This window comes from Amycolatopsis albispora (assembly GCF_003312875.1).
In the GTDB taxonomy this organism is placed as follows: Bacteria; Actinomycetota; Actinomycetes; order Mycobacteriales; family Pseudonocardiaceae; genus Amycolatopsis; species Amycolatopsis albispora.
On sequence record NZ_CP015163.1, the window covers coordinates 899,850 to 925,444 of the forward strand.

Annotated in this window: 23 protein-coding genes; 21 read left to right on the plus strand and 2 right to left on the minus strand. The window is 71.7% G+C overall.

Features of this window, described 5'->3' with window-relative positions; translation table 11 throughout:
- Positions 1–66 precede the first annotated feature (66 nt).
- Together A4R43_RS04435 and A4R43_RS04440 are read left to right on the plus strand one after the other, a co-directional pair.
- On the plus strand, positions 67–2,439 hold the full coding sequence (locus A4R43_RS04435; protein WP_113691118.1) for a RelA/SpoT family protein: 2,373 nt from the start codon (positions 67–69) through the stop codon (positions 2,437–2,439).
- A gap of 58 nt (positions 2,440–2,497) precedes the next feature.
- Positions 2,498–3,277, plus strand: a complete 780-nt coding sequence (locus tag A4R43_RS04440; protein WP_162788803.1) for an enoyl-CoA hydratase-related protein — start codon at positions 2,498–2,500, stop codon at positions 3,275–3,277.
- 60 nt (positions 3,278–3,337) lie between these two features.
- Here the strand turns inward: A4R43_RS04440 and A4R43_RS04445 are convergent, their stop codons facing one another.
- Positions 3,338–4,210, minus strand: coding sequence for a peptidylprolyl isomerase (locus A4R43_RS04445; protein ID WP_113691120.1), 873 nt, complete (start codon positions 4,208–4,210; stop codon positions 3,338–3,340).
- A 162-nt stretch (positions 4,211–4,372) separates the two neighbouring features.
- On the opposite strand from A4R43_RS04445, the gene A4R43_RS04450 reads away from it, so the two are divergent.
- Entirely contained in the window at positions 4,373–5,020 is a 648-nt protein-coding gene (locus tag A4R43_RS04450) for an MBL fold metallo-hydrolase (protein ID WP_113697342.1), read from the plus strand.
- Complete coding sequence (locus A4R43_RS04455) at positions 5,013–5,660, plus strand: hypothetical protein (RefSeq protein WP_113691121.1); 648 nt, start codon at positions 5,013–5,015, stop codon at positions 5,658–5,660. Before A4R43_RS04450 ends, A4R43_RS04455 begins: the two co-directional genes overlap by 8 nt.
- Here A4R43_RS04455 and A4R43_RS43175 read toward each other — a convergent pair.
- Complete coding sequence (locus A4R43_RS43175; RefSeq protein WP_418190804.1) at positions 5,632–7,401, minus strand: YibE/F family protein; 1,770 nt, start codon at positions 7,399–7,401, stop codon at positions 5,632–5,634. The two genes, A4R43_RS04455 and A4R43_RS43175, sit on opposite strands and share 29 nt — an antisense overlap.
- A gap of 106 nt (positions 7,402–7,507) precedes the next feature.
- Here A4R43_RS43175 and A4R43_RS04465 point away from each other — a divergent pair, with 106 nt between their 5' ends.
- The 17 genes from A4R43_RS04465 (at position 7,508) to A4R43_RS04545 (ending at position 25,583) form a co-directional block, all read left to right on the plus strand.
- A complete protein-coding gene (locus A4R43_RS04465; protein WP_113691122.1) occupies positions 7,508–8,296 on the plus strand; it encodes an IclR family transcriptional regulator in 789 nt (262 codons plus the stop codon).
- 134 nt (positions 8,297–8,430) lie between these two features.
- Entirely contained in the window at positions 8,431–10,014 is a 1,584-nt protein-coding gene (locus A4R43_RS04470; RefSeq protein ID WP_162788315.1) for an ABC transporter substrate-binding protein, read from the plus strand.
- Positions 10,015–10,024: 10 nt separating this feature from the next.
- Positions 10,025–10,987 (plus strand): ABC transporter permease, encoded by a 963-nt coding sequence (locus A4R43_RS04475; protein ID WP_113691124.1) that lies wholly within the window; start codon positions 10,025–10,027, stop codon positions 10,985–10,987.
- The gene (locus A4R43_RS04480) at positions 10,984–11,826 is read left to right on the plus strand and encodes an ABC transporter permease (protein ID WP_113691125.1); all 843 of its coding nucleotides are present in this window, start codon (positions 10,984–10,986) and stop codon (positions 11,824–11,826) included. Before A4R43_RS04475 ends, A4R43_RS04480 begins: the two co-directional genes overlap by 4 nt.
- Positions 11,823–13,403, plus strand: a complete 1,581-nt coding sequence (locus tag A4R43_RS04485) for a dipeptide ABC transporter ATP-binding protein (protein ID WP_113691126.1) — start codon at positions 11,823–11,825, stop codon at positions 13,401–13,403. The genes A4R43_RS04480 and A4R43_RS04485 overlap by 4 nt, the downstream gene beginning before the upstream one ends.
- Positions 13,400–14,404 (plus strand): Gfo/Idh/MocA family protein, encoded by a 1,005-nt coding sequence (locus A4R43_RS04490; RefSeq protein ID WP_113691127.1) that lies wholly within the window; start codon positions 13,400–13,402, stop codon positions 14,402–14,404. The genes A4R43_RS04485 and A4R43_RS04490 overlap by 4 nt, the downstream gene beginning before the upstream one ends.
- Positions 14,401–15,132 (plus strand): creatininase family protein, encoded by a 732-nt coding sequence (locus A4R43_RS04495; protein WP_113691128.1) that lies wholly within the window; start codon positions 14,401–14,403, stop codon positions 15,130–15,132. Before A4R43_RS04490 ends, A4R43_RS04495 begins: the two co-directional genes overlap by 4 nt.
- Complete coding sequence (locus A4R43_RS04500) at positions 15,129–15,893, plus strand: amidohydrolase family protein (protein WP_113691129.1); 765 nt, start codon at positions 15,129–15,131, stop codon at positions 15,891–15,893. Before A4R43_RS04495 ends, A4R43_RS04500 begins: the two co-directional genes overlap by 4 nt.
- Complete coding sequence (locus A4R43_RS04505; protein WP_113691130.1) at positions 15,890–17,005, plus strand: mandelate racemase/muconate lactonizing enzyme family protein; 1,116 nt, start codon at positions 15,890–15,892, stop codon at positions 17,003–17,005. Before A4R43_RS04500 ends, A4R43_RS04505 begins: the two co-directional genes overlap by 4 nt.
- Positions 17,002–17,871, plus strand: coding sequence for an amidohydrolase family protein (locus tag A4R43_RS04510; RefSeq protein ID WP_113691131.1), 870 nt, complete (start codon positions 17,002–17,004; stop codon positions 17,869–17,871). The genes A4R43_RS04505 and A4R43_RS04510 overlap by 4 nt, the downstream gene beginning before the upstream one ends.
- The gene (locus tag A4R43_RS04515; RefSeq protein WP_113691132.1) at positions 17,868–18,623 is read left to right on the plus strand and encodes an amidohydrolase family protein; all 756 of its coding nucleotides are present in this window, start codon (positions 17,868–17,870) and stop codon (positions 18,621–18,623) included. The genes A4R43_RS04510 and A4R43_RS04515 overlap by 4 nt, the downstream gene beginning before the upstream one ends.
- Positions 18,624–18,629: 6 nt before the next feature.
- Positions 18,630–19,586: a dihydrodipicolinate synthase family protein gene (locus A4R43_RS04520; RefSeq protein ID WP_113691133.1), complete on the plus strand. Its 957-nt coding sequence runs from the start codon at positions 18,630–18,632 to the stop codon at positions 19,584–19,586.
- A gap of 56 nt (positions 19,587–19,642) precedes the next feature.
- Positions 19,643–20,296, plus strand: a complete 654-nt coding sequence (locus A4R43_RS04525; RefSeq protein ID WP_113691134.1) for an NIPSNAP family protein — start codon at positions 19,643–19,645, stop codon at positions 20,294–20,296.
- Between the two features lie 32 nt (positions 20,297–20,328).
- Positions 20,329–21,222: a GNAT family N-acetyltransferase gene (locus A4R43_RS04530; protein WP_113691135.1), complete on the plus strand. Its 894-nt coding sequence runs from the start codon at positions 20,329–20,331 to the stop codon at positions 21,220–21,222.
- Positions 21,223–21,270: 48 nt separating this feature from the next.
- Complete coding sequence (locus A4R43_RS04535; RefSeq protein ID WP_113691136.1) at positions 21,271–22,761, plus strand: Rv2578c family radical SAM protein; 1,491 nt, start codon at positions 21,271–21,273, stop codon at positions 22,759–22,761.
- Positions 22,762–22,867: 106 nt separating this feature from the next.
- A complete protein-coding gene (aspS, locus tag A4R43_RS04540) occupies positions 22,868–24,637 on the plus strand; it encodes an aspartate--tRNA ligase (protein ID WP_113691137.1) in 1,770 nt (589 codons plus the stop codon).
- Positions 24,638–24,641: 4 nt separating this feature from the next.
- Positions 24,642–25,583 carry a DUF389 domain-containing protein gene (locus A4R43_RS04545; protein ID WP_113691138.1) on the plus strand — a complete coding sequence of 314 codons (942 nt, stop codon included), beginning with the start codon at positions 24,642–24,644 and terminating at the stop codon, positions 25,581–25,583.
- Positions 25,584–25,595 lie beyond the last annotated feature (12 nt).

Sequence of the window (25,595 nt, forward strand, 5' to 3'; positions counted from 1 at the left end):
AACGCCGGGGACCGTCCGCGCGTTACGCTGAACGCACGAGGTGACCTGATACGACGGGAGGTGCGGGTGAGCCAAGAGCTCGAGTCCGCGGCGCCTGCCAAGGACGGCGGCAAGCCCCGTCCGGCGCCGGTCCCGCCCGTCCCGGCGGCCAACGGCAACGGCACGGGCAACGGCAATGGCACCGGCCGGGCACCGTCGGCCACCCGGCGGGTCCGCGCGCGGCTGGCCAGGCGCATCACCGCGCAGCGCGCCGCCTCGGTCAAGCAGGTGCTCGAGCCGCTGGCCGCGGTGCACCGCGAGATGCACCCCAGCGCCGACCTGGCCCTGCTGCAGCGCGCCTACGACGTGGCCGAGGAACTGCACCGCAACCAGCGCCGCAAGTCGGGCGACCCGTACATCACCCACCCGCTGGCGGTGGCCACCATCCTGGCCGAGCTGGGCATGGACACCACCACGCTGGTCGCCGGGCTGCTGCACGACACCGTGGAGGACACCGGCTACCCGGTGGAACAGCTCTCGGCCGACTTCGGCGACAAGGTGGCCCAGCTGGTCGACGGGGTCACCAAGCTGGACAAGGTCAAGCTGGGCACCGCCGCCGAGGCGGAGACCATTCGCAAGATGGTCATCGCGATGGCCCGCGACCCGCGGGTGCTGGTGATCAAGCTGGCCGACCGGCTGCACAACATGCGCACCATGCGCTTCCTGCCGCCGGAGAAGCAGGCGCGCAAGGCGAAGGAAACCCTCGAGGTGCTCGCCCCGCTGGCGCACCGGCTGGGCATGGCCACGGTGAAGTGGGAGCTGGAGGACCTGGCCTTCGCCATCCTGCAGCCGAAGAAGTACGACGAGATCGTGCGCCTGGTGGCCGACCGCGCGCCCTCGCGGGACACCTACCTGCGCTGGGTCATCGGCGACCTGACCACCAATCTCGACGCGTCGCGGATCACCGCCAAGGTCGAGGGCCGCCCGAAGCACTACTACTCGATCCACCAGAAGATGATCGTCCGCGGCCGCGACCTGGACGACATCCACGACCTAGTCGGTGTGCGGATCCTGGTGGAGGACGTGCGCGACTGCTACGCCGCGATGGGCGTGGTGCACGCGCTGTGGCAGCCGATGCCCGGCCGGTTCAAGGACTACATCGCGCAGCCGCGGTTCGGCGTGTACCAGTCGCTGCACACCACCGTGATCGGCCCGGACGGCAAGCCGCTCGAGGTGCAGATCCGCACCTACGAGATGCACCGGACCGCCGAGTACGGCATCGCCGCGCACTGGCGGTACAAGGAGACCAAGGGCACGCACAGCGGCAACGCGGTCGACGTCGACGAGATGGCGTGGATGCGCCAGCTGCTCGACTGGCAGCGGGAGGCCGCCGACCCCGGCGAGTTCCTCGAATCGCTGCGCTACGAGCTGGCCGCGCGCGAGATCTTCGTGTTCACGCCCAAGGGTGACGTGATCACGCTGCCGGTGGATTCGACGCCGGTGGACTTCGCCTACGCGGTGCACACCGAGGTCGGGCACCGCTGCATCGGCGCGCGGGTCAACGGCAGGCTGGTCGCGCTGGAGCGCAAGCTGGAGAACGGTGAGGTCGTCGAGATCTTCACCTCGAAGGCCGAGGGCGCCGGGCCGAGCCGCGACTGGCTGAGCTTCGCCGGCTCCCCGAAGGCACGGGCGAAGATCCGGCAGTGGTTTGCCAAGGAGCGCCGCGACGAGGCGATCGACGCGGGCAAGGAGGCGATCACCAAGGAGGTCCGCAAGGTGGGCCTGCCGCTGCAGCGGCTGGTCTCGGCGGACTCCATGGGCGCGCTGGCCACCGAGTTGCGCCACGGCGACATCAGCTCGCTCTACGCCGCGGTCGGCGAGGGGCACACCAGCGCCAAGCACGTGGTGTCGCGGCTGGTCGCGCTGATCGGCGGCGTCGAGGAAGCCGAGGAGGAACTCGCCGAGCGGGCGACGCCGTCCACGGTGACCCGGCGTCGCGGCTCGAACGACGTCGGCGTGATCGTCAAGGGCGCGAGCGACGTCTGGGCGAAGCTGGCGCGCTGCTGCACGCCGGTGCCAGGCGACGAGATCCTCGGTTTTGTCACGCGTGGCGGTGGCGTGAGCGTGCACCGCACGGACTGCACCAACGCCGAGGACCTGCGGGCGCAGCCGGAGCGGCTGGTCGAGGTGGAGTGGGCGCCGTCGGAGTCGTCGGTGTTCCTGGTCGCCATCCAGGTCGAGGCGCTGGACCGGCACCGCCTGCTCTCCGACATCACCAAGGTGCTCGCCGACGAGAAGGTCAACATCCTGTCCGCGTCGGTGACCACCTCGCGCGACCGGGTGGCGGTGAGCCGGTTCTCCTTCGAGATGGGCGACCCCAAGCACCTCGGGCACGTGCTGAAGGTGGTGCGCAGCGTCGAGGGCGTCTACGACGTGTACCGGGTCACGTCCGCGTCCTGAGCAGTGGGCCCGCTGCGTAGGGTGCGTTGTCATGGCGGATATCACCGATATCACTGATATCACTGACGGGCTCCAGTTCAGCGTGCACGACGAGGTCGCGCGGCTGACCTTCGCCAGGCCGGAGAAGAAGAACGCGATCACCCACGGCATGTGGGCGGGCATCGCCGACGCGGTGACGGCGGTGGAGCACGACCCGGCGGTGAAGGTGCTGGTGCTCACCGGGGCCGGTGCGGACTTCTCGGCGGGCGCGGACATCAGCGAGTTCGGTGCACTGCGGTCGACCGCGGAGGCGGCGGCCGCCTACGACAAGGCGATCGAGACCGCGATCGGCGCGCTCGCGGGGCTGCGGAAGCCGACCGTCGCGCTGATCCGCGGCAACTGCATCGGTGGTGGCTGCCAGATCTCGGTGGCCTGCGACTTCCGCTTCGCCGCCACCGGTTCGCGGTTCGGCATCACCCCGGCGAAGCTCGGCATCGTCTACGACTTCCAGTCCACCCGGCAGCTGGTCGACCTGGTCGGACCGGCGCACGCGCGGTACTTCCTGCTCAGCGGTTCCCTGATCGACGCGGCGCGGGCGCGGGAGATCGGCCTGCTCAACGAGGTCTACCCGGACGACGAGCTGGACGACGCGGTCGGCGAGTTCACCAGCACGCTGTGCTCGCGTTCGCAGAGCTCGATCCGCGGGATGAACCGGATCATCGAGAAGATCCTCACCGGACAGTCCGAACCGGACGCCGAGGTCGACCGCATCCGCCTCGACGCCCTGCACGGCGAGGACTACGCCGAGGGCGTGGCCGCCTTCCTGAACCGCCGCCCGCCGAACTTCACCTACCGCTGACGCGCAAGAAGAGGGGGCGTCGTCCGCGGACGACGCCCCCTCTTCTTATGGCTCAGTGGATCAGCCGACGGTGGTCGCGGTGAACTTGACCGGGGTCTTCGGCTTGCCGGTGCCGTCCTGGCTGGTCGCCGCCGACTCGGGGTCGATGCCGTCGCGCGCCACCTTGTCCAGCACCTGCAGGCCCGGGTCGCCGATCGTGCCGAACACGGTGTAGTTCGGCGGGAGCTGGGCGTCGCCGTAGACCATGAAGAACTGGCTGCCGTTGGTGCCCTTGCCGGTGGCCGGGTCCTTGCCGGCGTTCGCCATCGCCAGGATGCCGCGGCCGTAGGACAGCTCGGGGAACACCTCGTCGTCGAAGGTGTAGCCGGGCCCGCCCATGCCGGTGGCCTGCGGGTCACCGCACTGCAGCATCTGCAGGCCCTCGGTGCCGAGCCGGTGGCATTCGGTGTCGACGTAGTAGCCCTGGTTGATCAGGCTGACGAAGCTGTTCACCGTGCACGGCGCGAGCGCCTTGTTCAGGGTGAGCGGGATGTCGCCCGCGGTGGACTTCATCGTCACGTTGACCGTGCCGTTCGACGAGACCTGCCCGGCGGGCGGCGCGTTCACCGGCTTGGCCGACGGCTTGCCCTCCTCGGCCGGGTACTCGCAGGAAACCGGGTCCGGCAGCGCCTGCGGGCGCTTCGGCTCGGGCGCCCGCTCGGTCGGGATCTGGATGGGCGCCGGGGTGGGCGCGGTCTCCGAAGCCTCCGGCTGCGCGACGTCCTCGCGATCCCGGGTCACCAGGAACACGACCAGCCCCGCGACTAGCCCCACTACGACGATCGTCACGCCGACGCCGATGATCTTGCGCCGCTTCGCCCGCTCCGCTCGTCGAGTCAGCTGCCGCTCGAGCTTGCGCTTGGCGGCTTCGCGGCGTTGCTGGTTGGTCGCCACCTGCCCTCCCGCTTCCAATCGGTGTCACACGTCCGGTGTCCTGCGTGGCGGCAGTCTATTGGCACAGCCTGTGAGAACCCTGTAGAGGGGCCGCTAGGCTGGCGCGGCCGGTTCATCCGGACGGGTGGAGTGGGTCGTTTCGCGCGCTCGGAGGTGCGGTTCTTGCTCGTTGTCGGGTTCCCCAGCGGGACCTTCGCCGCCAACTGCTACCTCGTCGCCCGCGAGCCGGGCGCCGAATGCGTGATCATCGACCCCGGCCAGGACGCCGCGCCGAAGGTCACCGAGGCGCTCGCGGAGCACCGGCTCACCCCGGTCGCGGTGCTCGCCACGCACGGTCATTTCGATCACGTCGCCGACGCGGCCGAGTTCGGCGTCCCGGTGCACCTCCGGCCGGAGGACCGCGGCCTGCTCGCCGACCCGTGGTCCGGCGCGAGCCCGCAGCTGGTCGCCGCGCTCGGTGACGCGGTCCACCCGGTCGAACCAGCGGAACTCATCGACCTCACCGACGGCGAGCTGAACCTCGCGGGCCTGGCGATCACCGTCGCGCACACCCCCGGGCATACTCCGGGTTCGGCGATCTTCCGCCTCGGCGAGCTGGTGTTCACCGGGGACACGTTGTTCGCCGGTTCCATCGGACGGACCGACCTGCCGGGAGGCAGCGTGGCGTTACTCGAGCAGTCCCTGGCCGACCGGCTGCTCACCCTGGACGACCGGACAGTGGTGCTGCCCGGGCACGGGGGCACCAGCACCATCGGCGGGGAACGCCGGGCCAACCCGTTCCTGAGCGCGCTGCGGGTGACCCATGGCTGAGCCGGAGACGCCGCCCGGGCGGATCATGCTCACCTCGGAGGACCCGAAGCTGCGGCGGCGCCGCGGCTGCTCGGGCCTGGTCGGGGTGGCGATCTTCGCCGCGGCCTTCGGCGGCATCGGGGGCCTGATCGGCGGCCAGGTCGCCGGGCTGGTGGCCGCCGCGGTGGTCGCGCTGCCGCTGCTCTACCTGGTCGCGTTCAACCTGCGGCGCCGCGTGTGGCTCGAGTCGAACAAGCTGTACGTGCGCACCTGGCGGGTCCGCGAGATCGACCTGACCGAGGCCGAGCGGCTCGACCTGCTGGTCACCGACGTGCGCGGCACGCGCTCGGTCGGCCTGCTGGTCAACGCGGGCAACCGGCGCAAGACGGTGAAGATCGACCTGGCCGTCTACGCCGGGACCGGTGGCCGTGAGCTGCAGATCCTCGCCCTGCGCAAGCTCGCCGACGCGCTGGCCAACAACTTCGAGGCCAACGGCATGGTGTTCTCCCAGCTGCTCGTCGCGCAGCTGCGGGCGGAGGCGCGCGGTGACGCCGCCCCGGACCGGCCGCTCTACCGGCTCGCCTCGGCGGCGCCTTCGGGCAAGCTGGCGCAACGGTTCACCATGGAGGCGGTCAGCCGGTTCGTCGCGAGCCTGGACTGACGGGTTCACGGGCCGCGATCAGCGCGGCCAGCAGGGTGGTCACCGGCACCGCGGCCACGATGCCGATGCTGCCCGCGAGCGTGCGCACGATCTCCTGCGCGATGTCCTGCGACCCCAGGATCGAGCCGAGCCCGACGCCGGACAGCGACGACACCAGCAGCACCGGAAGCGCCGCACCCGCGTAGGCCATCACCAGCGTGTTGACCGCCGACCCGACGTGGTCGCGTCCGATGCGCACGCCCGCCGCGTACAGCTCGCGCCACCCGAGCCCGGGATTGGCGCGCCGCAGCTCCCAGACCGCGCTGGTCTGGGTCACCGTGACGTCGTCGAGCACACCGAGCGCGCCGATCACCACCCCGGCCAGCAGCAGCCCGCGGGCGTCGATGCCGTGCCCGAGCGCGGCGATCAGCGACGAGGTGTCTTCGTCGAGGCCGGTCAGCGACGCCGCCGCGGAGAAGATCGCCGAGATGCCGCCGATCAGCGCGAGGCTGACCAGCGTGCCGAGCACGGCGACCGAGGTTCTCGCGGACAGCCCGTGCGTCAGGTACAACGCGATGAACATGATCAGCCCGGCGCCGCAGATCGCCACCAGCAGCGGGTTCTCCCCGGCGAGGATGGCGGGCAGCACGAACAGCGCGAGCACGGCGAAGCTGAGCACGAGCGCGCCGAGCGCGGCGAGCCCGCTCCACCGGCCGAGCACGATCACGGCGATCGCGAACAGTGCTGCCAGCGCGACCAGCGGCAGGCCGCGCTGGAAGTCGACCAGCTGGTAGGAGTCGGGATTGCGCGCGTCGTCCCCGGCGAACGACAGCACCACGGCGTCACCGGCGGCGAACCGCGGGGTACTCGGTTCGAGCGGCATGATCTTGCGGATGGTCTGCCCGGCCGCGTCGCCGTCGCTGAGCAGCACGTCCACGGTGAGGCACTGTTGCGTGCCCTCGGCCGGTGCACCCACCTGGACATCACCGGGGGACAGGCACGGCCCGGTCGCCGTGGCGGAGACGTCACCGTGCACCGGCGTGCCGACCAGGATCGCGGGCTGCGGTTCCGGCTGGCCCCACGGGTAGAGCAGCCCCACGCCCACCACGGTGGCCAGGGCGAGCGGCGCGAGCAGAATGATCAGCAACTTCCTGACCCGAGCCGACGCCGGTGCGGCGGGCCCATGCCCGTGTCCGTGCCCATGCCCATGTCCAACTGGCACGACCGGCTTCGCGAGGGGTTCACCCTCCTCAACCGCGTCTCCCGGTCCAGCCGGTTCGACCGGTTCAACTGGTTCGACCCGCTTCCGCCGCACGCGTGGAGCGCCTCCGCGCCCGGACTCCCGGGGTGCGCCGCCGCGCTCAGGTTCCCGGGGTGCGGCGCCGCGTTCGGGCTCTCGCGGTGCGCCGCCGCTGCGCTCAGGCTCCCGAGGTGCGCCGCCGCGTCCGCTGTCCCGTGCCGTGGGAGCGGGAGTGCCGCGTCCAGCCTCCCGCGCCGCTCGTTCGGCTGCCTCGAGTCGTTCGCGCCGCGCCTGCCGGGTCTCCCGCCGCGGCTCCTCCGGCCGGGCCCGCCGCGCACCCGGCCGGGCCGCCCGTTCCCGATCCAGCGGGCCGCCAGGATCCACCGGGCCGCCCGGGGCACCCGGCTCCGCCGGGCCGGTCGTGCCAGCCGGACCGGTCGCGTCGCCGCTGGGGATGCGGCGGATCGGGCCGGTCGGGGTGTCGTCACCGTCGAACCGGCGGCGGGGCAGATCGCGGGGCACGGCGACATCCTGCCCCAACCGGCGTAACGCCGGCAGGCACGGGGGCCACGCGCTGGTATTATCCGTATCTCGAAAATAGGCCCGGAAGCCCGAAGAAGGGGAGGTCGTGGCGGCGGAGGACAAGCAGCCGGCACCGCGACCGGCCTCGCCCGCGGTCAGCCGTACGCTGACCGTGCTGGAGACCCTGGTCGCCGCAGAGGACGGGCTCACCCTCACCGCGCTCGCCAGGGAGACCGGCATCCCGCTGGCCACCTGCGCGGCCATCGTCTACACCCTCGAACAGCGCGGGTACGCCGCGCGCCGGGTCGTCGGGCGCAGCCACTTCTGGCGTGTCACGCTCCGTCTCTACGACCTGGCCGCCCCGCTGATCCGCCAGGACGACCTGGCCGAGGTGGCCCAGCCCGAACTGCGCGACCTCGCCGACGAGCTGGGCATGCCCGCGCACGTCGGCGTGCTCGACGGCGCGTCGGTGGTCTACGTGGCCAAAGCCGCGACACCGGGGTTCATCCAGTTCGACACCTATCCCGGCAAGGTCGCGCCGTTCAACCTCACCGCGCTCGGCCGCGCGATCGCCGCCTACCTGCCCGACGAGCAGCTCGACCCGCTGCTGGCGCACCTGGTCGCCGGGCGCGGGCCGAAGGCGAAGAAGCCGTCCGCGCGGGTTTTCCTGGCGCAACTGGCCGAGATCCGCGAAGCCGGGTTCGCGGTGGAGGACGAGGAGGAGGAACCGGACATCGCGTGTGTGGCGGCGCCGGTTTTCCACTCGGACGGACGAATCGCCGGTTCGCTGGGCGTGACCGGGTTCGCCCGCGACCTGATCGGCGAAAAACTCGACCTCGCCACGGAACTTGTTGTGCGCCAGGCGAAAGAGGTTTCCGCGAAGCTCGGCTTCTAGGTCAGGTCCTTGCGCCGGAGATGACCGGAGATTTAGCATCTTCGAATCGGGGAAGCTATCTTCGAAATAGCGAATTTCAGAGGTTTCCTCGCGAGACCAACGGTGGGCAGGGGCGAGGGACACTGGAGGCGGGCGTGGGGCGTGCGCAGAACCGGGGGGCCGCCGCGCTGGCGCTGCTCCTCCTCACAGCACTGATATCGGCCTGTTCGAACGCGGGCACGGACGCGCCGGACCAGCCGCAGGCCACCGCCGACAGCGGCAAGGGCCCGATCGCGCCGGGCGGCACGCTGGTCTACGGCCAGATCGCCGGGGTGTCCCAGCTCGACCCGAACACCATCGCCAGCGGCGCGCAGACCCAGCTGCAGACGCTGCTGTGGAACGGGCTCACCACCTGGACCCCGGAGAACACCGCGAAACCGGATCTCGCCGAGTCCTGGCAGTCGAGCCCGGACCACCGCACCTGGACGTTCAAGCTGCGGGCCGGCGTGAAGTACCACAACGGCAAGACGTTCACCGCCGCCGAGGCCAAGAAGAACTTCGACCGCGTGCTCGATCCCGCGGTGCCCGCCCAGGTCGCGGCGAAGATCGACATGATCGACGCGGTGACCGCGGCGGACGACACCACGCTGGTCATCACGCTCGACTCGCCGAACCCGGAGCTGCCGGTCGACGTGATCGACGTGCGGATGACCGACGTGGACGACCTGGCCAACATCGACCGCACGGCGAACGGCACCGGGCCGTACCAGCTCAAGTCGTTCGTCCCGGACCAGACGGTCGAACTGGTGCGACACGACGGCTACTGGGGCCCGCGCCCGAACCTCGACGCGATCCGGATCGTGCGTTACGCCGACGCGACCGCCGCCAACGCGGCGCTTCGGGCGGGGCAGGCACACGTGCTGTGGAGCGTGGCGCCGGACAGCGCGGCCGGGCTCGCCACCGACGGCAGGCAGTTGCTCACCGCCGCCGAACCCGCCGGCTTCGTGGTCTGGGAGCTGGACACCAGCTCGGCGCCGTTCAACAACCCCAAGGCACGCGAAGCACTGTCGTACGCGGCGAACCGCACCGAGATGATGGCCGCCGCCTACGCCGGTTACGGCGTGCCGACGCCGGCCAACGCGCCGGTCAACCCGAAGAACCGGTTCTACGATCCGACGCTGCCGTCGCACGAGTTCAACCTCGACCGCGCCAAGCAGCTGTTCGCCGAGGCCGGGATCACCGAGGGCAGCACGCTGACCTTCTGGGCGGTCGCGGGCAACTACCAGGAATGGACCACGATCGGCCAGATCCTGCAGCAGGACCTGGCCAAGATCGGCATCAAGCTGGAGATCCAGACCAACGAGGTGAGCACCTGGTCGGCGAAGTTCTACCCGAAGGGCAAGAGCTACCCGAACCTGCTCGCCGCGAACTACCTGTCGTTCACCCCGCCGCCGGACAGCTACGCGCTGGCCTGGTTCGAGGGCACCAAGGGCACCTGCGAGTGCAACTGGGCGGCACCGGCGGAGTACAACGACGCGATCGCCACCATCGAGTCGGCGGCCGACGGGCCCGAGCGGGACGCCGCGTTCAAGACCGCGCAGCGCGTGCTCAACCGGGAGAACCCGGTGATCTTCATCGGCTCGACGGCCTTCCTGTCGGTGGCGCAGCCGGAGTTGCGCGGGCTGTGGGTGCAGGCCGAGGGCACGCTGCACCTGGAGGAAGCCGGGTTCGCGGCCTAGAGGGGCGGTCATGGCCGGTTACCTGCTTCGGCGGCTCGCCGCCAGCGCGGTGATGCTGCTCGGTGTCTCGGTGCTCATCTTCGTGGTGCTGCGGCTGCTGCCCGGTGACCCGACGGTGGCGCGCGTCGGCGCGGCGCAGAACATCGACCCCGCCGCGCTCGCCGCACTGCGTGAGGAACTCGGCCTGAACGACCCCATTCCGGTGCAGTACTGGGCGTGGATCACCGCGATCTTCGGCGGCGAGCTGGGCCGGTCGTACTTCAGCCAGTTCGACGTGACCGTGCTGATCGGCCAGCGGCTCGGGCCGACGCTGGAGCTGTCCGCCGCCGGGCTGGTGCTGGCCGTGCTGCTGGCGGTGGTGCTCGCGGTGCTGCCGACCGTGGTGCGCAGCCGCTGGCCGGGACGGCTGGTCGGCGCGTACACCGTCGCGGGCATGGCGGCGCCACCGTTCGTGTTCGGCATCGTGCTGCTGGCGATCTTCAGCGTCAAGCTGGGAGTACTGCCGCAGCAGGGTTACGTGCCACTGGCCGAGGACCCGGTCGGCAACCTGCGCACGCTCGTGCTGCCCGCGCTGACCCTGGGCATCTGCCTGTCCGCGCCGCTGATCCGGCACCTGCGGTCCGCGTTGTCCGAAGTGGAGAGCACCGCGCACGTGCGCACCGCCACCGGCAAGGGCATCGGCCGCCGGGCCGTGGTGCTGCGGCACGTGCTGCCGAACGCGATGCTGCCCGCGCTCACCTCGCTCGGGGTGACCGCCGGCGGTGTGCTTTCCGGCGCGGTCGTGGTCGAGTACGTGTTCAACTGGCCGGGCCTGGGCTCGCTGATCGTGGACTCGGTGTTCAAACGGGACTACGCGGTCATCCAGGGCACGGTGCTGCTGCTGGCGGCCGCGTTCGTGGTGGTCAACCTGGCGGTCGACCTGCTGTACGGCGTGCTCGACCCGCGCCTGCGCGTCGGGCGGGTGCGCCGGTGAGCGCGCCGGCCCAGCCGTCCGCGCGCCGCCTGCTCGCGCGCCCCGCCGCCGTGGCGGCGCTGGCCGTGCTCGGTGCGTTCGTGCTGCTGTCCCTGCTCGCGCCGGTGCTGCTGCCGGACCCCGCGGAGATCAACGCGCGCAACCGGTTCGCCGCGCCGGGCTGGCCGCACCTGTTCGGCACCGACGAACTCGGGCGCGACCTGCTGTCCAGGGTCGCGCACGCGGGACAGCTCTCGCTGGGTTTCGCCGCCGGGGCGACGCTGGTGGCGATGGTGCTCGGCGTGGCGTGGGGGCTGCTCGCCGCGGCCGGGTCGCGCTGGCTGGACGAGATCCTGATGCGCGTGGCCGAAGCCGCGCTGGCCATTCCGATCGTGTTGTTCGCGCTGGTCTTCGTCGCCGCCTTCGGCTCGGCCACACCGTCCATGATCATCGTGACCGGCCTGCTGATGAGCCCGCTGACCGCGCGGATCGCCCGGTCGGCCGTGCTCGCCGAACTCGAGTCGGAGTACGTGCGCGGGCTGGAGGCGGTCGGGGTGCCGCGGCTGCGCGTGCTGTTCGCCGAGGTGCTGCCGAACGCCGGGCCCGCGCTGCTCGCGCAGGCGTCGCTCAACCTGGCGACCGCGCTGATGCTGGAGGCGACGCTGAGCTTCGTCGGGCTCGGCGTGCAGCCGCCGGACGCGTCGTGGGGCACGTTGCTCAAGTCCGGGTACGACAAGCTGTACGAGTCGATCTGGTACCCGCTGCTCCCGGCGCTGGTGATCATCGCGGCGATCGGCGCGCTGAACGTGCTCGGCGACCAGGTGCAGCGCGTGCTGCGGGCGGGCGGTGGTGAGCGATGAGCGTGCTCGCCGTCGAGGACCTGGCGGTCGGCCTGCGGCACGGCCCGTCGCTGGTGCACGGGCTCAGCCTGGCGCTGGCCGCGGGGGAGCGGCTGGCGCTGGTCGGCGAGTCGGGCAGCGGGAAGACCATCGCGTCGCTGTCGATGCTGCGGCTGAACCCGCCGCCGACCGAGATCACCGGCGGCCGGGTGGTGTTCAACGGGCACGACCTGGTCACCGCGTCCGACCGTGAACTGGACCGCGTCCGGGGCCGGGGCGTCGCGATGATCTACCAGGACCCGCTGTCCTGCCTGAACCCGGTGCGCACGGTCGGCGACCAGATCGCCGAGGCGATTCGCGCGCACCGGGACGTGACCGCGGCCCAGGCCCGGCTGGCCGCGGTCGATCTGCTCGGTGAAGTCGGCATCGAGGACGGCGCGCGCCGCGTGCGGCAGTACCCGCACGAGTTCTCCGGTGGCATGCGACAGCGCGTGATGATCGCGATGGCGATCTCGTGCGAGCCGTCGGTGCTGATCGCCGACGAGCCGACCACCGCGCTCGACGTCACCACGCAGGCCCGCATCCTCGCCCTGCTCGACGACCTGGCCACGCGCCGCGGCATGGCCGTCCTGTTCATCACGCACGACCTGGCGGTGGCCTCGGAGTTCTGCGCGCGCATCCAGGTCATGCGCGAGGGCCGGGTGGTCGAATCGGGGGCGATGCCGGTCGTGCTGGCTGAACCGGCGCACCAGTACACCCGCGACCTGCTGCGCTCGGTGGTCACCCTGCGCACGCCGGTCGAACTGGCTGAACCGGAGCCGGAGCCGCCGCTGATCGAGGCGGTCCGGCTGGTCCAGCGGTTCGGCTCCGGCGCGCCCGCGGTCGACGACGTGTCGCTGTCGGTGCACCGCGGGGAGACGTTCGGGCTGGTGGGGGAGTCGGGCGCGGGCAAGTCCACGCTGACCCGGCTGTTGCTCGGGCTCGACCGGCCGGTCTCCGGCGAGGTGCGGCACGAGGGCGTCGCGCTCGGCTCGCTTTCGCGGGGAGAGTTGCGGCGGCGGCGTCGCGACATGCAGCTCGTGCCGCAGGACCCGATCGGCTCGCTGAACCGGCGCAAGACCGTGGCCCAGATCGTCGGCCTGCCGCTCGCCGTGCACCGGCGGGCGTCGAAGGCGGAGCGCGACCGCCGGGTGGCCGAGCTGCTCGACCTCGTCGGCCTGCCCGCCGCGTTCGCCGGGCGCTACCCGCGTGAGCTGTCGGGCGGGCAGTGCCAGCGGGTCAACATCGCCCGCGCGATCGCGCTCGAACCGTCGTTCGTGGTGCTCGACGAGGCGGTCTCCGCAGTGGACGTGGTGATCCGGGCGCAGATCCTGCGCCTGCTCCGAGACCTGCAGCGCGAACTGGGGCTGACCTATCTGTTCGTTTCGCACGACCTTGCCGTGGTGCGGCAGGTGGCACCGCGGCTCGCGGTGATGCGGCACGGTCGCATCGTCGAGACGGGCACGCGCGCGGAACTGTTCGACGATCCCCAGCACGAGTACACGCGCGCGCTGATCGACGCGGTTCCCGAGCTGGTCACCGGGGAGGTGCCCCGATGAGCGTTCCGCACACGCCCTCGGTCGCGCTGGTTGGACTCGGCGAGATCGGCCTCGGCGCGCACCTGCCCGCGCTGCTGCGTCACCAGGGCATCCGGCTGGCGGCCGTGGTCGATCCCGACCCGGCCCGCCGCGCGCTGGCCGCTGAGCACACCGCGGCGCCCGCCTTCGAAACGCTCGCCGACGTGCTCGCCGACCCGGTGATCGACGCGGTCGTGCTGGCGACACCGCCGTGGGTCACGCCCGGCCTGGTCGGTCGCGTGGCCGCGACTGGCCGGTTCGTGCTCGCCGAGAAGCCGATCGCGGTCTCGACGGCGGCCGCCGCGCCTCTCGCGAAACTGCCCGCCGGCCAGCGCAAGCGCGTCCAGGTCGGGCTCACCTACCGGCACGATCCCGCACTGGCCGTGCTGCGCGAATGGATCGAGGGCGGCAGGCTCGGGAGCGGCCTCCTCGTCCGGGCGCACATCTACGACGAACGGCGTGATCCGGCCTCGCCAGGGCACGCGAGCCGGATCGAGGCCACACTGGCCCACGGAATGCCCGTGGTCCACGAAGGAGCGCACGTGTTCGACTGGTTCGCCACGCTCTTCGGCGGTCCGCCCGAGCGGCTGGAGGACTCCTGGGCGGTGTCCACCCGGCCGGACCTCCCGGCCGCCAACCTCTGCGGCGCGCGGCTGACCTACCCGGGCGGGGTCACCGTGCTCGCCGAGTTCGGCTGGCTGACCGACGCGCAGCCGCGCTGCGAGATCAGCATCATCGGCGACCGTGGGCACGCCGAACTGGACGGGTTCACCTTCGACCTGCGGCTGACCACCGCCGACGGCACCGAGTGCGTGGTGTTCGACGAGAACCGCACCACCCGCTGCTTCGACCTCCAGCTGGAACGGTTCGCCGAGCTGATCACCGGCGCGCGGGCGATGCCGTCCCCGGGGCTGGCCGACGGGCTGGCCGCACTCGAGATCAGCGAGCGGGTGGCCGTGCTCGCGGCTTGGAGCCAGGCATGAGCGTGTTCAACTGGAGCGACCGCACCCGCGCCGAACTCGGCGCCGTGCTGCCCGAGGCGCTGGTGGTGCTGCCGTTCGGCGCGACCGAGCAGCACGGCCCGCACCTGGCCACCGGCACCGACGCGCTGATGGCGGCCACGATCGCGCAGCGCGCGGCCGAGCGGGCCGCCGTGTCGTGCCAGCGCGACCTGGTGCTCGCGCCCTGCCTGCCGTTCGGCGCCTCCGACCACCACCTGCCCTTCGGCGGGACGCTGTCGCTGACCACCGAGGTGGCCGTCGCGGTGCTCACCGACCTCGCCCGTTCGGTGGCGGCGTGCGGCGGGCGCCGCCTGGTCGTGGTCAACGGGCACGGCGGCAACCAGGGCGTCTGCCACGCCGCGGCGGCCGCCGCCTCCGCGCGGCACGGCCTGTCCGTGTCGATCGTGCACTACTGGAACCTGGTCGCCGACCGCTCGCCGGTCCCGGTGCCGGGGCACGCCGGTGAGTTCGAGACCTCGCTGGTGCTGTCCGTCGACCCGGAGCTGGCGCGGCGCCCGGTCGAACGCACCGCACTGCCCGAGACACCGGCGCTGCCCGGGGTCGACGTGCACAACCAGGGCGACTGGCTGCGCATCGACGGCTACACCGACCGCCCCGAGCGCGCGAGCGCCGGCAGCGGGTCCAAATGGCTGGACGAGATCGTGGCCGCGCTGGCCGACCGGTTGCTCGCACTGGCGGAGCTGCCGTGATCGACTTCCACACCCACCCACCGGCCTGGCACGCGTCGACCTGGCTCGGTGGCGCCGAGTTCGGCCCGGGCGAGTTCCTCGACTTCCTCAACGGCTCCGGCATCGAGGCCGCCGTCGTGCTCGCCCACGACGGCCTGTTCAACGCCACCCCGGAGGCCAACGACGACCTCGCCCGGTTCACCGCGGCCGACCCGGGGCGGATGATCGCGTTCGGCACGGTGAACCCGCGTCACGCCGGCGCGCCCGACGAGGTGCGCCGCTGCTTCACCGAACTCGGCTTCGGCGGCCTCAAGCTGCACCCCTGGCTGCAGGGCTTCAGCATGCACGAAACCGCGCTCGACGCGATCTGCGAGGAGGTCGAGTCGGCGGACGGCATCCTGCTTTCCCACGACGGCTCGCCGCCCTACTCGATGCCGGGCCAGATCGCCGCGCTGGCCCGGCGCCACCCCCGCGTTCCGGTGGTGCTCGGGCACGGTGGCCTGCACGACTGCTGGCGCGAGGCGCTCGCCGCCACCATCGCCACCCCGAACCTCTACCTTTGCCTGTGCGGGACGCCGCCGTACGCGGCCCGCCACATCCTCGCCCACGCGCCGGCGGGCAAGGTGCTCTTCGGCACCGACGCCGGCCTGTCCGACCGGGCGAGCCAGGACTACGCGGTGGCCAGGATCGCCGAGATCGACGGCTGGGGCATCACCGCGCGGCAGCGGGAGGAGATGCTGGTGACCAATCCCCGGCGGTTGCTCGGCGGGTGGCTCGGATGAGCGTGCTGACGGCCAGGATCGCGGCGGTGCACACGCTGCCGGTCAGCCTGCCCGCGCACCCCGCGCTGGTGGTGCGCGGCGCGAAGGGCACCCACGACCGCTCGGACTTCCTGCTCGTCCGGGTGGTCACCACCGAGGGCGTGGAGGGCTACGGCGAGGTCAGCGCCACGCCCCTGTGGAGCGGGGAGGACGCGGCCAGCGCCGAGCACTTCGTGCGCAACGTGCTGACCACCGCGCTCCTCGGCCGCAAGCTCGCCCCGCCGGGCGCGCTGGAGGCGATCATGGACCGGGTGCTGGCGGCGAACCCGTTCACCAAGGCGGGCGTGTCGACCGCGCTGTGGGACGCCTACGCCCGCAGCCTGGGCATGCCGCTGGTCACCGCGCTCGGTGGGCCGTACCGGGACGAGGTGCCGATCAAGCTGTCGCTCTCGGGCGACGGCGAGGTGCTGGAGAAGGCATACGACGCGGCCGTGTCGTCCGGGTTCACCTCGTTCAAGGTCAAGGTGGGCCTCGGCATCGACGGTGACCTGACCAGGGTGGCCCGCGTGCGCGAGCTGGCCGGGCTCGGCGCGTTCATCGGGGTGGACGCGAACGGTGGCTGGAGCCGGGCCGAGGCCCGCGAGGCGGTCCGGCGGCTGAGCACCTTCGGGCCCGCGTTCGTCGAGCAGCCGGTCAAACCGTCGGACCTGGAGGGCATGGCGGCGGTGCGGTCGCTGGGCGTGCCGGTGGTCGCCGACGAGTCGGTGTTCGGCGCGGACGACCTGGCGCGGGTGATCCGGGCCTCCGCGGCCGACGTGATCAGCATCTACCTGGGCAAATCGGGTGGCCCGGCGAAGGCCGTGGTGCAGGGGCGCGTCGCCGAGACCTTCGGGCTGGACACGCTGATCGGCTCCAACGGTGAACTCGGCCTCGGCGCGGCCGCGCAGTTGCACGTGGCGTGCGCGCTGCCCGCGCTGAGCGAACGCCTGCCGTCGGACATCATCGGCGCGCACTACTACGCCGAGGACATCCTGGAAACCCCGCTGGACAGCAACGGCAAGCGGGTCCGGCTCACCGACGGGCACGGGCTCGGCGTGGTGCCGCGCGACGACCTGCGGCGGCGGTTCCGATGATCGTCGACGTGCACTCGCACACGCCGACGCACCGCGACGCCGTGCCGCCGGGCGAGCGCCGCGTGTACTCGAACTGGCGCACCGACCGCGACGTGACCACGACGAACTCGTGGGCCGACTACGACCGCGAGATGGCCGCCGCCGACGTGACCATTGTGTTCAACATCGCCGTCGACGACCCCGAGCCGATGACCGGCCTGCCCTACCTCCCGGAGCGCACGAACGACGCGACCGCCGAGTTCGTCGCCGCCGACCCGGCGCGGCGGATCGGCTTCCTCTCGGTGAACCCGTTGTGGGACAACGTCTTCGAGGAGACCGAGCGCTGCCGCGAACTCGGCCTGCGCGGGGTCAAGCTGGGGCCGAACTATCAGGACTTCGACCCGCTGGGCGAGCGGGCGCTCGCCTTCTACGCCCACTGCGAGCAGGAAGGGCTGCCGATCCTGTTCCACGCGGGCGCGTCGCCGATGCGGCACGCCCCGCTGCGTTACACGCACCCGCTGGTCTTCGACGAGGTCGCGCTGCGCTTCCCCGAGCTGCGGATGGTGCTGGCCCACATGGGTCATCCCTGGAGCACCGACACGGTGGTGACCATCCGGAAGCACCCGCACGTCTACGCCGATGTTTCGTCGATCTACCTGCGCCCGTGGGTCTGCTACCAGTCGCTGCTCGCCGCGCACGAGTGGGGCTGCACGGACAAGCTGCTGCTGGGCAGTGACTTCCCGATCGCGGGCACGGCCGAGGCGATGGCGGGCATCCGGCGCGTCAACGACATCCTGGACGGCACCGCGTTGCCGCGCGTCCCGCTCGAAGAGGTCGAGCGGATCATCCACGCCGACGCACTCGGCGCACTGGGACTGGACCGATGACCGCCGTGGTGGACGCGCACGTGCGCGTCGGCGACGGGCGCGAGGTGCGGCTGGACACCGGCGAGCTGCTGGCCACGATGGACCGGCTCGGCATCGACCAGGCGCTGATCTCGCCGGGGGAGCGGTGCATCGCGGTCGACAACCGCGAGGGCAACGCGCTGACCACGGCGGCCGCCGCGGCTTCCGGTGGGCGGCTGCTCGCCTACGCGGTGGCGAACCCGTGGCGCGGCCGGGCGGCGCTGGACGAGCTGGCGCGCGCGGCGGACGAAGGCGCGGTCGCGCTGGCGGTCGATTCCGTGTTGCAGGGGTTCGACCTGCTCGACGGACTCGTCGACCCGCTGCTCGAGTTCGCCGCCGACCGCGGCTGGTTCGCCTACGTGCGCACCGGCACCCCGCCCAGCGCGGTGCCCCTGCCGCTGGCGCTGCTGGCCCTGCGTCACCCCGGCGTCGACTTCGTGATGGGTCGAAGTGGCGCGACCGACTTCTGGATCGACGCGGCACCGGCGCTGCGGCAGGCGCCGAACCTGTACGCCGACACCGCGTACGCGCCGTGGGACACGGTGCTCAGCGAGTTCGCGCGTGACCCGGAGATCGGCACGTCGCGCGTGGTGTTCAGCACCGACGCGCCGTACACCGTGCCCGCCGCGGAACTGCGCCGGGTGCGTGACTGGACGATCGCGGAACCGGAGCGCGCCGCCGTGCTCTCCGGAACGGTGACCGGCCTGCTGGGCGGGTCGACTGGGAGAAGGTGAGCGGGGATGACGATCGCGGAGGTGCGGGCCGAGGAGGACGGCCTGCTGCGGCCGCCGGTGCGCGGGGTGTCACCGGTGCTTGAGGTGCCGTTCGCCGACAACGGCGACCTGGACGTCCCGGGATTCCGGCGGGTCGTGCGGTACGTGCTGGGGACCGGGGTGGGCAGCGTGATGTTCCCCGGGTTCGCCTCGGAGTTCCACAAGCTGGGGGAGTGGGAACGGGAACTGCTGACCGGGATCCTGCTGGAGGAGACCGCCGCGCGGCCCGACGTCTCGGCGATCATCGCCGTGCAGGACCACGCCACCCGGCTCGCCGTGCGGCGCGCGGTCGACGCGGTCGCCGGCGGGGCCGACCTGATCAACCTGCTGCCCCCGCACTTCCTGGCGCCGTCGCGCCGGTCGATCGTGGCGCACGTGCGCGCGGTGCTCGCCGCGGTCGCGCCGACGCCGGTGGTGCTGCAGTACGCGCCCGCCGAAACCGGGACCAGCCTCGACGGCGCCACGCTGTCGGAAATCGCCCGCGAGCACCCGAACCTGGCGCTGGTGAAGGTCGAATCCAGTCCACCGGGCGCGCTGATCGAGGAGTTGGCCGCCGCCGACCCGCCGCTGCCCGCGGTCGAGGGATACGCCGGGGTGCAACTGCCGGACGCCTTCCGCCGGGGTGCGGTCGGCACGCAGCCGGGGTGCTCGTTCACCGAGGTCTACGTCGAGTTGTGGCGGCGGTTCAGTGAGGACGACGAGGCCGGCGGGATGGAGCTGTACCGGCGGCTGCTGCCCTACATCTCGTACTGGATGCTCGACACCGAGCTGATCGTGGCGGCGGAGAAGCTGATCTCGGTGCGTCGCGGACTCTTCGCCAGCGCGCACTGCCGGGAGCCGGGGCACCGGCTCGATGCCGAGGAGATCCGCATGGTGGACCGGTTCCTGGCCGACTTCGCCGACCTGCTGCCGTCGCTGGCCTGAAGTCGGCCGAGATCGCTGACAGCAGGTGTCAGTGATGGCTGCCTACGCTGCGTCGCATGAACCTTCCTGTGGTCGAACTGCGCCAGTACACCCTGCGACCGGGGCGCCGTGACGAGTTGGTCGAACTGTTCGACCGCGAGTTCGTCACCGGCCAGGAGGCGTGCGGGATGCGGGTGCTCGGCCAGTTCCGCGACGCGGACGACCCGGACCGGTTCGTCTGGCTGCGTGGTTTCGCGGACATGGCGACGCGAGCGAGGTCGCTGGCGGCGTTCTACGGCGGTCCGGTCTGGGCCGAGCACGGCCCGGCCGCCAACGCGACCATGCTGGATTCCGACAATGTCCTGCTGCTGCGACCGGCCCGGCCGGATTCGGGCTTCGCGCCACCGCTCTCGACCGCGTCCGCCGGGGTGTACACGGCCACGATCTGCGCGGTGAGCACGCCCGATTTCGGGGCGTTCTTCGCCGAGTCCGTGTCGCGCCAGTTGGACCAGCCTCCGCTCGCCTGCTTCGAAACCCTGGCCGCCGAGAACAACTTCCCGCGCCTGCCGGTCCGCGAAGGCGAACGGGTTTTCGCTTGGTTTTCCCGGTTTTCCGACGAGGAATCGGCCCGGGAGCAGGGGTGGCGCGAACGGGTCGATTTCGGCGACACGCTCGACGCGGAACCCGAAACGCTGGTGCTGGATCCGACCGCCGGATCGGCACTGCGCTGAAACTGTCGGTGCCGCATGCGAGCCTGCTGCGCATGGGTACCTGGGACACCGGGCCCTTCGACAACGACGCGGCACGAGCGTTCGCCGCGGAGCTGGACGAAGCGGAGGAGGAGTTCCGGCCCGAGTTGATCCGGCGCGCGGTGACAGCCGCGGCGGATACGACCGGCTGGCTGGAATCCGGAACAGGGGAACGAGCGGTCGCGGCGGTGGCACTGGTCGCGGCCGGCGGCGGCGGAGCCGCCGATTTGCGTGGTGGGCCGGAAAATCCGGTGCCGCCGATGGACGAGCACTACCGGGAAGCGGCCTTGCGCGCACTCGCGCGGGTGGACGGTCCCGAATCCGAACTGGCCGATCTGTGGGAGGCAGGTGAAGCCGCTGGACCATGGCGACGGGAGCTGACGCGGTTGCGTGCCGCGCTGCGCCCGGAGCCGGAAGTGCGTATCGAGCCGTGGACGGCCGATGACCTGTGGCTGCTCCGGCGGGCCAACACGCCGGAAATGACCGCGCACACGGGCGGTCCGGAAACGGAGGAGAAGCTGCTCGATCGGCAGCGGCGCTACCTGGACACCGCGCGTCCCGATTCGGTGGACCGCATGTTCCGGATCCGGTTCGACGGCGAACCGGCGGGCACCGTGGGCTACTGGAAGCGGACCTGGCTGGGAGAGGAGGTGTACGAAACCGGCTGGGGAGTGTTTCCGGAGTTCCGGGGCAGGGGCGTCGCGGTGCGTGCGGTAAGGCTGGCGCTGGCGAGCGCGCGGGAAGAAGCGCGTTTCGCCGTGGTGCACGCCTTTCCGTCGGTGCACAACGCACCGTCCAACGCGCTGTGCCGCAGAGCCGGCTTCACCTTCGTGGCGCCCTGCGAGTTCGAGCACCCGCCCGGGCACCTGATGCACTGCAACGACTGGCGGTTCGGCCTGACCGGCTGAGCCGGATGGGCGTTTGACACGAGTTCGAACGTGTGTTCGACTCTGGTCGTGCGGTGGGACAGGCAGCGGGTTGGTGGCGAGGGCGAGCAGGCGATTCCGGGGCTCGGCGGGCTGGTGCGTTCGGTGACCTCACCCGAGTTCGCCGGGGTGACCTTTCACGAGGTCCGCGCGCGCTCGGTGCTGAACAAGGTGCCGGGTTCCTCCGCGGTGCCGTTCAGCTGGACGGTCAACCCGTACCGCGGGTGTTCCCACGCGTGCACGTACTGCCTCGCCGGTGACACCGAAGTGCTGATGGCCGACGGCGACCTCAAACCGCTCGCGGAGATCGAGGTCGGTGACGAGGTGTTCGGTACTCGCGCACACCAGGGGCACCGCCGTGGCGCGCCCACGCGCGTGCTCGCGCACTGGGTGACGGTCAAGCGCGCGTACCGCGTGGTGCTGGAGAACGGCGCCGAGCTGATCGCCAGCGGCGACCACCGGTTCCTGACCGAGCGCGGCTGGCGGCACGTGACCGCCGACCGTCCCGGCCCGGCCGCGCGGCCGCACCTCGCGGCGGGCGAGCAGCTGGTCGGCATCAGCCTGTACACCACGGAACTGCCCGCGCGGCTGGGGGTCATGCGGGTGGAGGACCTCGGGCGCGAAATCCCGATGTACGACCTGACCACCGGGACCGGTGACTTCATCGCGAACGGCGTGGTGAGCCACAACTGCTTCGCCCGCAATTCGCACACCTACCTGGATTTCGACGCCGGCAAGGACTTCGACACCCAGGTGGTGGTCAAGGTCAACGCGCCCGAGGTGCTGGCCGCCCAGCTGCGCAAGCCGAGCTGGACGCGCGAGCACGTGGCGATGGGCACGAACACCGACCCGTACCAGCGGGCCGAGGGCCGGTACCGGCTGATGCCGGGCATCATCTCGGCGCTGGCCGATTCGGGCACGCCGTTCTCCATCCTGACCAAGGGCACCGTGCTGACCAGGGACCTGCCGCTGCTGTCCTCGGTCAGCACGGAGGTGCCGGTCGGGCTGAGCGTGTCGATCGCACTGCTGGACCGGGAGCTGCAGCAGCGCCTCGAACCCGGCACGCCGAGCCCGCAGGCGCGGCTGGAGCTGGTGCGCCGGATCCGCGACGCCGGGCTGCCGTGTGGCGTGCTGGTGGCACCGATCCTGCCCGGCCTGACCGATTCCGACGAGGCACTGGACAGCCTGCTCGCCGAGATCGCCGCGGCCGGTGCCACCAGCGTGACCGCGATCGCCCTGCACCTGCGGCCGGGCGCGCGCGAGTGGTTCGCCCGCTGGCTGGCCGTCGAGCACCCGGGGCTGGTGCCGTTGTACCGGGAGTTGTACGGCCGCGGCAGCTACGCGAAACCGGTGTACCGCAAGCAGCTCTCGGCCCGGTTCGCGCGTCTCATGCGCCGCCACGGGCTCGACTCGAACGTCTTCCGGACGAGCACGGTCGAACCAGCTGAACCGGCCGGTGCGCTGCCCGTGCAGCGCCGTGACTCGCCGGCGCCGGTGCAGGAGCCGCTCTTCCCGCTGTAGCGGCTGACCTGCCTCAGCCGCTCCACCGGTCGTTCGTTAGCCTCTACTGCCGGGGAAAAACCCTGCTGAACGGCAAGACGAGCCACGTCCGAGGAGAGCAACCGCAGTGCTTCGCACCCACAACGCCGGCACCCTGCGTGCCGAGCACGCCGGCCAGACCGTAGTCCTCACCGGCTGGGTGGCCCGACGGCGCGATCACGGTGGCGTGATCTTCATCGATCTCCGGGACGCCAGCGGGGTCGCCCAGGTTGTCTTCCGCGAGGGCGAGATGGCCGAGCGCGCGCACAGCCTGCGCTCGGAGTTCTGCCTGCGCGTCACCGGCGAGGTTTCCGCGCGCCCAGAAGGCAACGAGAACCCCGAGATCCCGACCGGCGCCATCGAGGTGCTGGTGACCGAGCTCGAGGTGCTCTCGGAGTCGGCCGTGCTGCCGTTCCCGATCGACGACCGCGTCGACGTCGGCGAGGAGGTGCGCCTCAAGCATCGCTACCTCGACCTGCGCCGCAGCGGCCCGGCGAAGGCGATGCGCCTGCGCAGCGAGGTCAACCGCGCCGCGCGCGAGGTGTTGCACGCGCAGGACTTCGTCGAGGTCGAAACCCCGACCATGACCCGCTCCACGCCCGAGGGCGCCCGTGACTTCCTGGTGCCGGCGCGGCTCAAGCCCGGCTCCTGGTACGCGCTGCCGCAGTCGCCCCAGCTGTTCAAGCAGCTGCTCATGGTCGGCGGCCTGGAGCGGTACTACCAGATCGCCCGCTGCTACCGGGACGAGGACTTCCGCGCCGACCGCCAGCCCGAGTTCACCCAGCTCGACATCGAGATGAGCTTCGTCGACCAGGACGACGTGATCGCGCTCGGCGAGGAAATCGTCGCCGCGCTGTGGAAGCTGATCGACGTCGAGCTGCCGCGACCGTTCCGCCGCCTCAGCTACGCCGACGCGATGGCGAAGTACGGCTCGGACAAGCCGGACCTGCGCTTCGACCTCGAGCTGACCGAGATGACCGAATACTTCGCCGACACCCCGTTCCGGGTGTTCCAGGCGCCGTACGTCGGTGCCGTGGTGATGGCCGGTGGCGCGAGCCAGCCGCGCCGCACGCTCGACGGCTGGCAGGAGTTCGCCAAGCAGCGCGGCCACCGCGGCCTCGCCTACGTGCTGTTCAACGAGGACGGCACGCTCGGCGGCCCGGTCGCCAAGAACCTGTCCGAGTCCGAGCGCGCCGGCCTCGCCGAGGCCGTCGGCGCCAAGCCCGGCGACTGCGTCTTCTTCGCCGCGGGCAAGGCGAGCGAGGCCCGCGCCCTGCTCGGCGCGGCGCGGGTGGAGATCGGGCACCGGCTCGGCCTGATCGACGAGAACGCCTGGTCGCTGGTGTGGGTGGTCGACTTCCCGATGTTCGTCGCGGCCGACGAGTCCGACGACGTCGCGGTCGGCAGCGGCAACTGGAACGCCCTGCACCACGCGTTCACCTCGCCCACCCCGGAGTGGATCGACAAGTTCGAGCAGGACCCCGGCAACGCGCTGGCCTACGCCTACGACATCGTCTGCAACGGCAACGAGATCGGCGGCGGCTCCATCCGTATCCACCGCGCCGACGTGCAGAAGCGCGTGTTCGAGCTGATGGGCCTGTCCGCCGAGGAGGCGCAGGAGAAGTTCGGCTTCCTGCTCGACGCCTTCCAGTTCGGCCCGCCGCCGCACGGCGGCATCGCCTTCGGCTGGGACCGCATCACCATGCTGCTGGCCGGTGCGGACTCGCTGCGCGACGTGATCGCCTTCCCGAAGACCGGCGGCGGCTACGACCCGCTGACCGCCGCTCCGGCGCCGATCACCGCCGAGCAGCGCAAGGAAGCAGGCGTGGACGCGAAGCCGGCACCCGCCAAGGCGTGAGCCGGTGCTGCACCTGAGAGCGGTCTCGCCGCCCGACCGGACCGACCGCGTGCTCGAGGTGCTGTCCGACCACCGCGGGGCCACGCACCTGGTGGTGATCAAGGACGCCGCGATCGACCCCGCGGGCGATGTGGTGGAAGCCGACATCGCCCGCGAGGCGGCGGACGAGATCATCGACGCGTTGTGCGTGCTCGACCTCGACCACCACGGCGGCATCACGCTCGAGGTGATCGACACCGCGCTGTCCGACGCCGCCGACCGGGCCGAGGAGGACGCGCCCGGCGAGGGCGCCGACGCGGTGGTCTGGCAGGAACTGCTCGGCCGGACAGGGGAGGAGTCGCGGCTCAACGCCACCTTCCTCAGCTTCCTGACCATCGCCTGCCTGCTCGCCGCGGTCGGCGTGGTGACCGACTCCTCGGTGACCATCGTCGGCGCGATGGTGGTGGGCCCGGAGTTCGGCCCGCTCGCCGCCGTCGCGGTCGGCCTGGTGCTGCGCCGGTGGGACCTGGTGCGCCGGGCCGGGCTGGCGCTCGCGGTCGGCTTCCCGGCCGCGATGCTGATCACCCTCGGCGGCACCGTGCTCGGCGAGGCGACCGGCCTGTTCAACCGGGAGTCCCTCATCGGTGACCACGACGTGGACTTCATCTACCAGGTCGGCCCGTACTCGCTGATCGTCGCGCTGCTCGCCGGCGCGGCCGGGATGCTGTCGATGACCTCGGCGAAGTCGGCCGCGCTGGTGGGCGTGTTCATCTCGGTGACCACCGTGCCGGCGGCCGGATACGCGGTGGTGGCGGCCGTACTTAACGAGTGGGGCCGCTGTATCGGTTCCGTCGTCCAGCTCGTGATAAACCTGGTGGGAATCGTCGTGGCCGCGGCCGTTGTGCTGATGCTGCGCCGCCGGGGACAACGCAGGGCCTCCACGGAACGTCCACTCTCACGCGGGTGACGGGCACGCACG

Coding starts and splice junctions, on each gene's coding strand:
- A4R43_RS04455 (WP_113691121.1), top strand. CDS start 5,013: ATGGCTGAGCCGGAGACGCCGCCCGGGCGGATCATGCTCACCTCGGAG.
- A4R43_RS04475 (WP_113691124.1), top strand. CDS start 10,025: ATGGCCGGTTACCTGCTTCGGCGGCTCGCCGCCAGCGCGGTGATGCTG.
- A4R43_RS04485 (WP_113691126.1), top strand. CDS start 11,823: ATGAGCGTGCTCGCCGTCGAGGACCTGGCGGTCGGCCTGCGGCACGGC.
- A4R43_RS04490 (WP_113691127.1), top strand. CDS start 13,400: ATGAGCGTTCCGCACACGCCCTCGGTCGCGCTGGTTGGACTCGGCGAG.
- A4R43_RS04495 (WP_113691128.1), top strand. CDS start 14,401: ATGAGCGTGTTCAACTGGAGCGACCGCACCCGCGCCGAACTCGGCGCC.
- A4R43_RS04505 (WP_113691130.1), top strand. CDS start 15,890: ATGAGCGTGCTGACGGCCAGGATCGCGGCGGTGCACACGCTGCCGGTC.
- A4R43_RS04510 (WP_113691131.1), top strand. CDS start 17,002: ATGATCGTCGACGTGCACTCGCACACGCCGACGCACCGCGACGCCGTG.
- A4R43_RS04515 (WP_113691132.1), top strand. CDS start 17,868: ATGACCGCCGTGGTGGACGCGCACGTGCGCGTCGGCGACGGGCGCGAG.
- A4R43_RS04520 (WP_113691133.1), top strand. CDS start 18,630: ATGACGATCGCGGAGGTGCGGGCCGAGGAGGACGGCCTGCTGCGGCCG.
- A4R43_RS04525 (WP_113691134.1), top strand. CDS start 19,643: ATGAACCTTCCTGTGGTCGAACTGCGCCAGTACACCCTGCGACCGGGG.
- A4R43_RS04530 (WP_113691135.1), top strand. CDS start 20,329: ATGGGTACCTGGGACACCGGGCCCTTCGACAACGACGCGGCACGAGCG.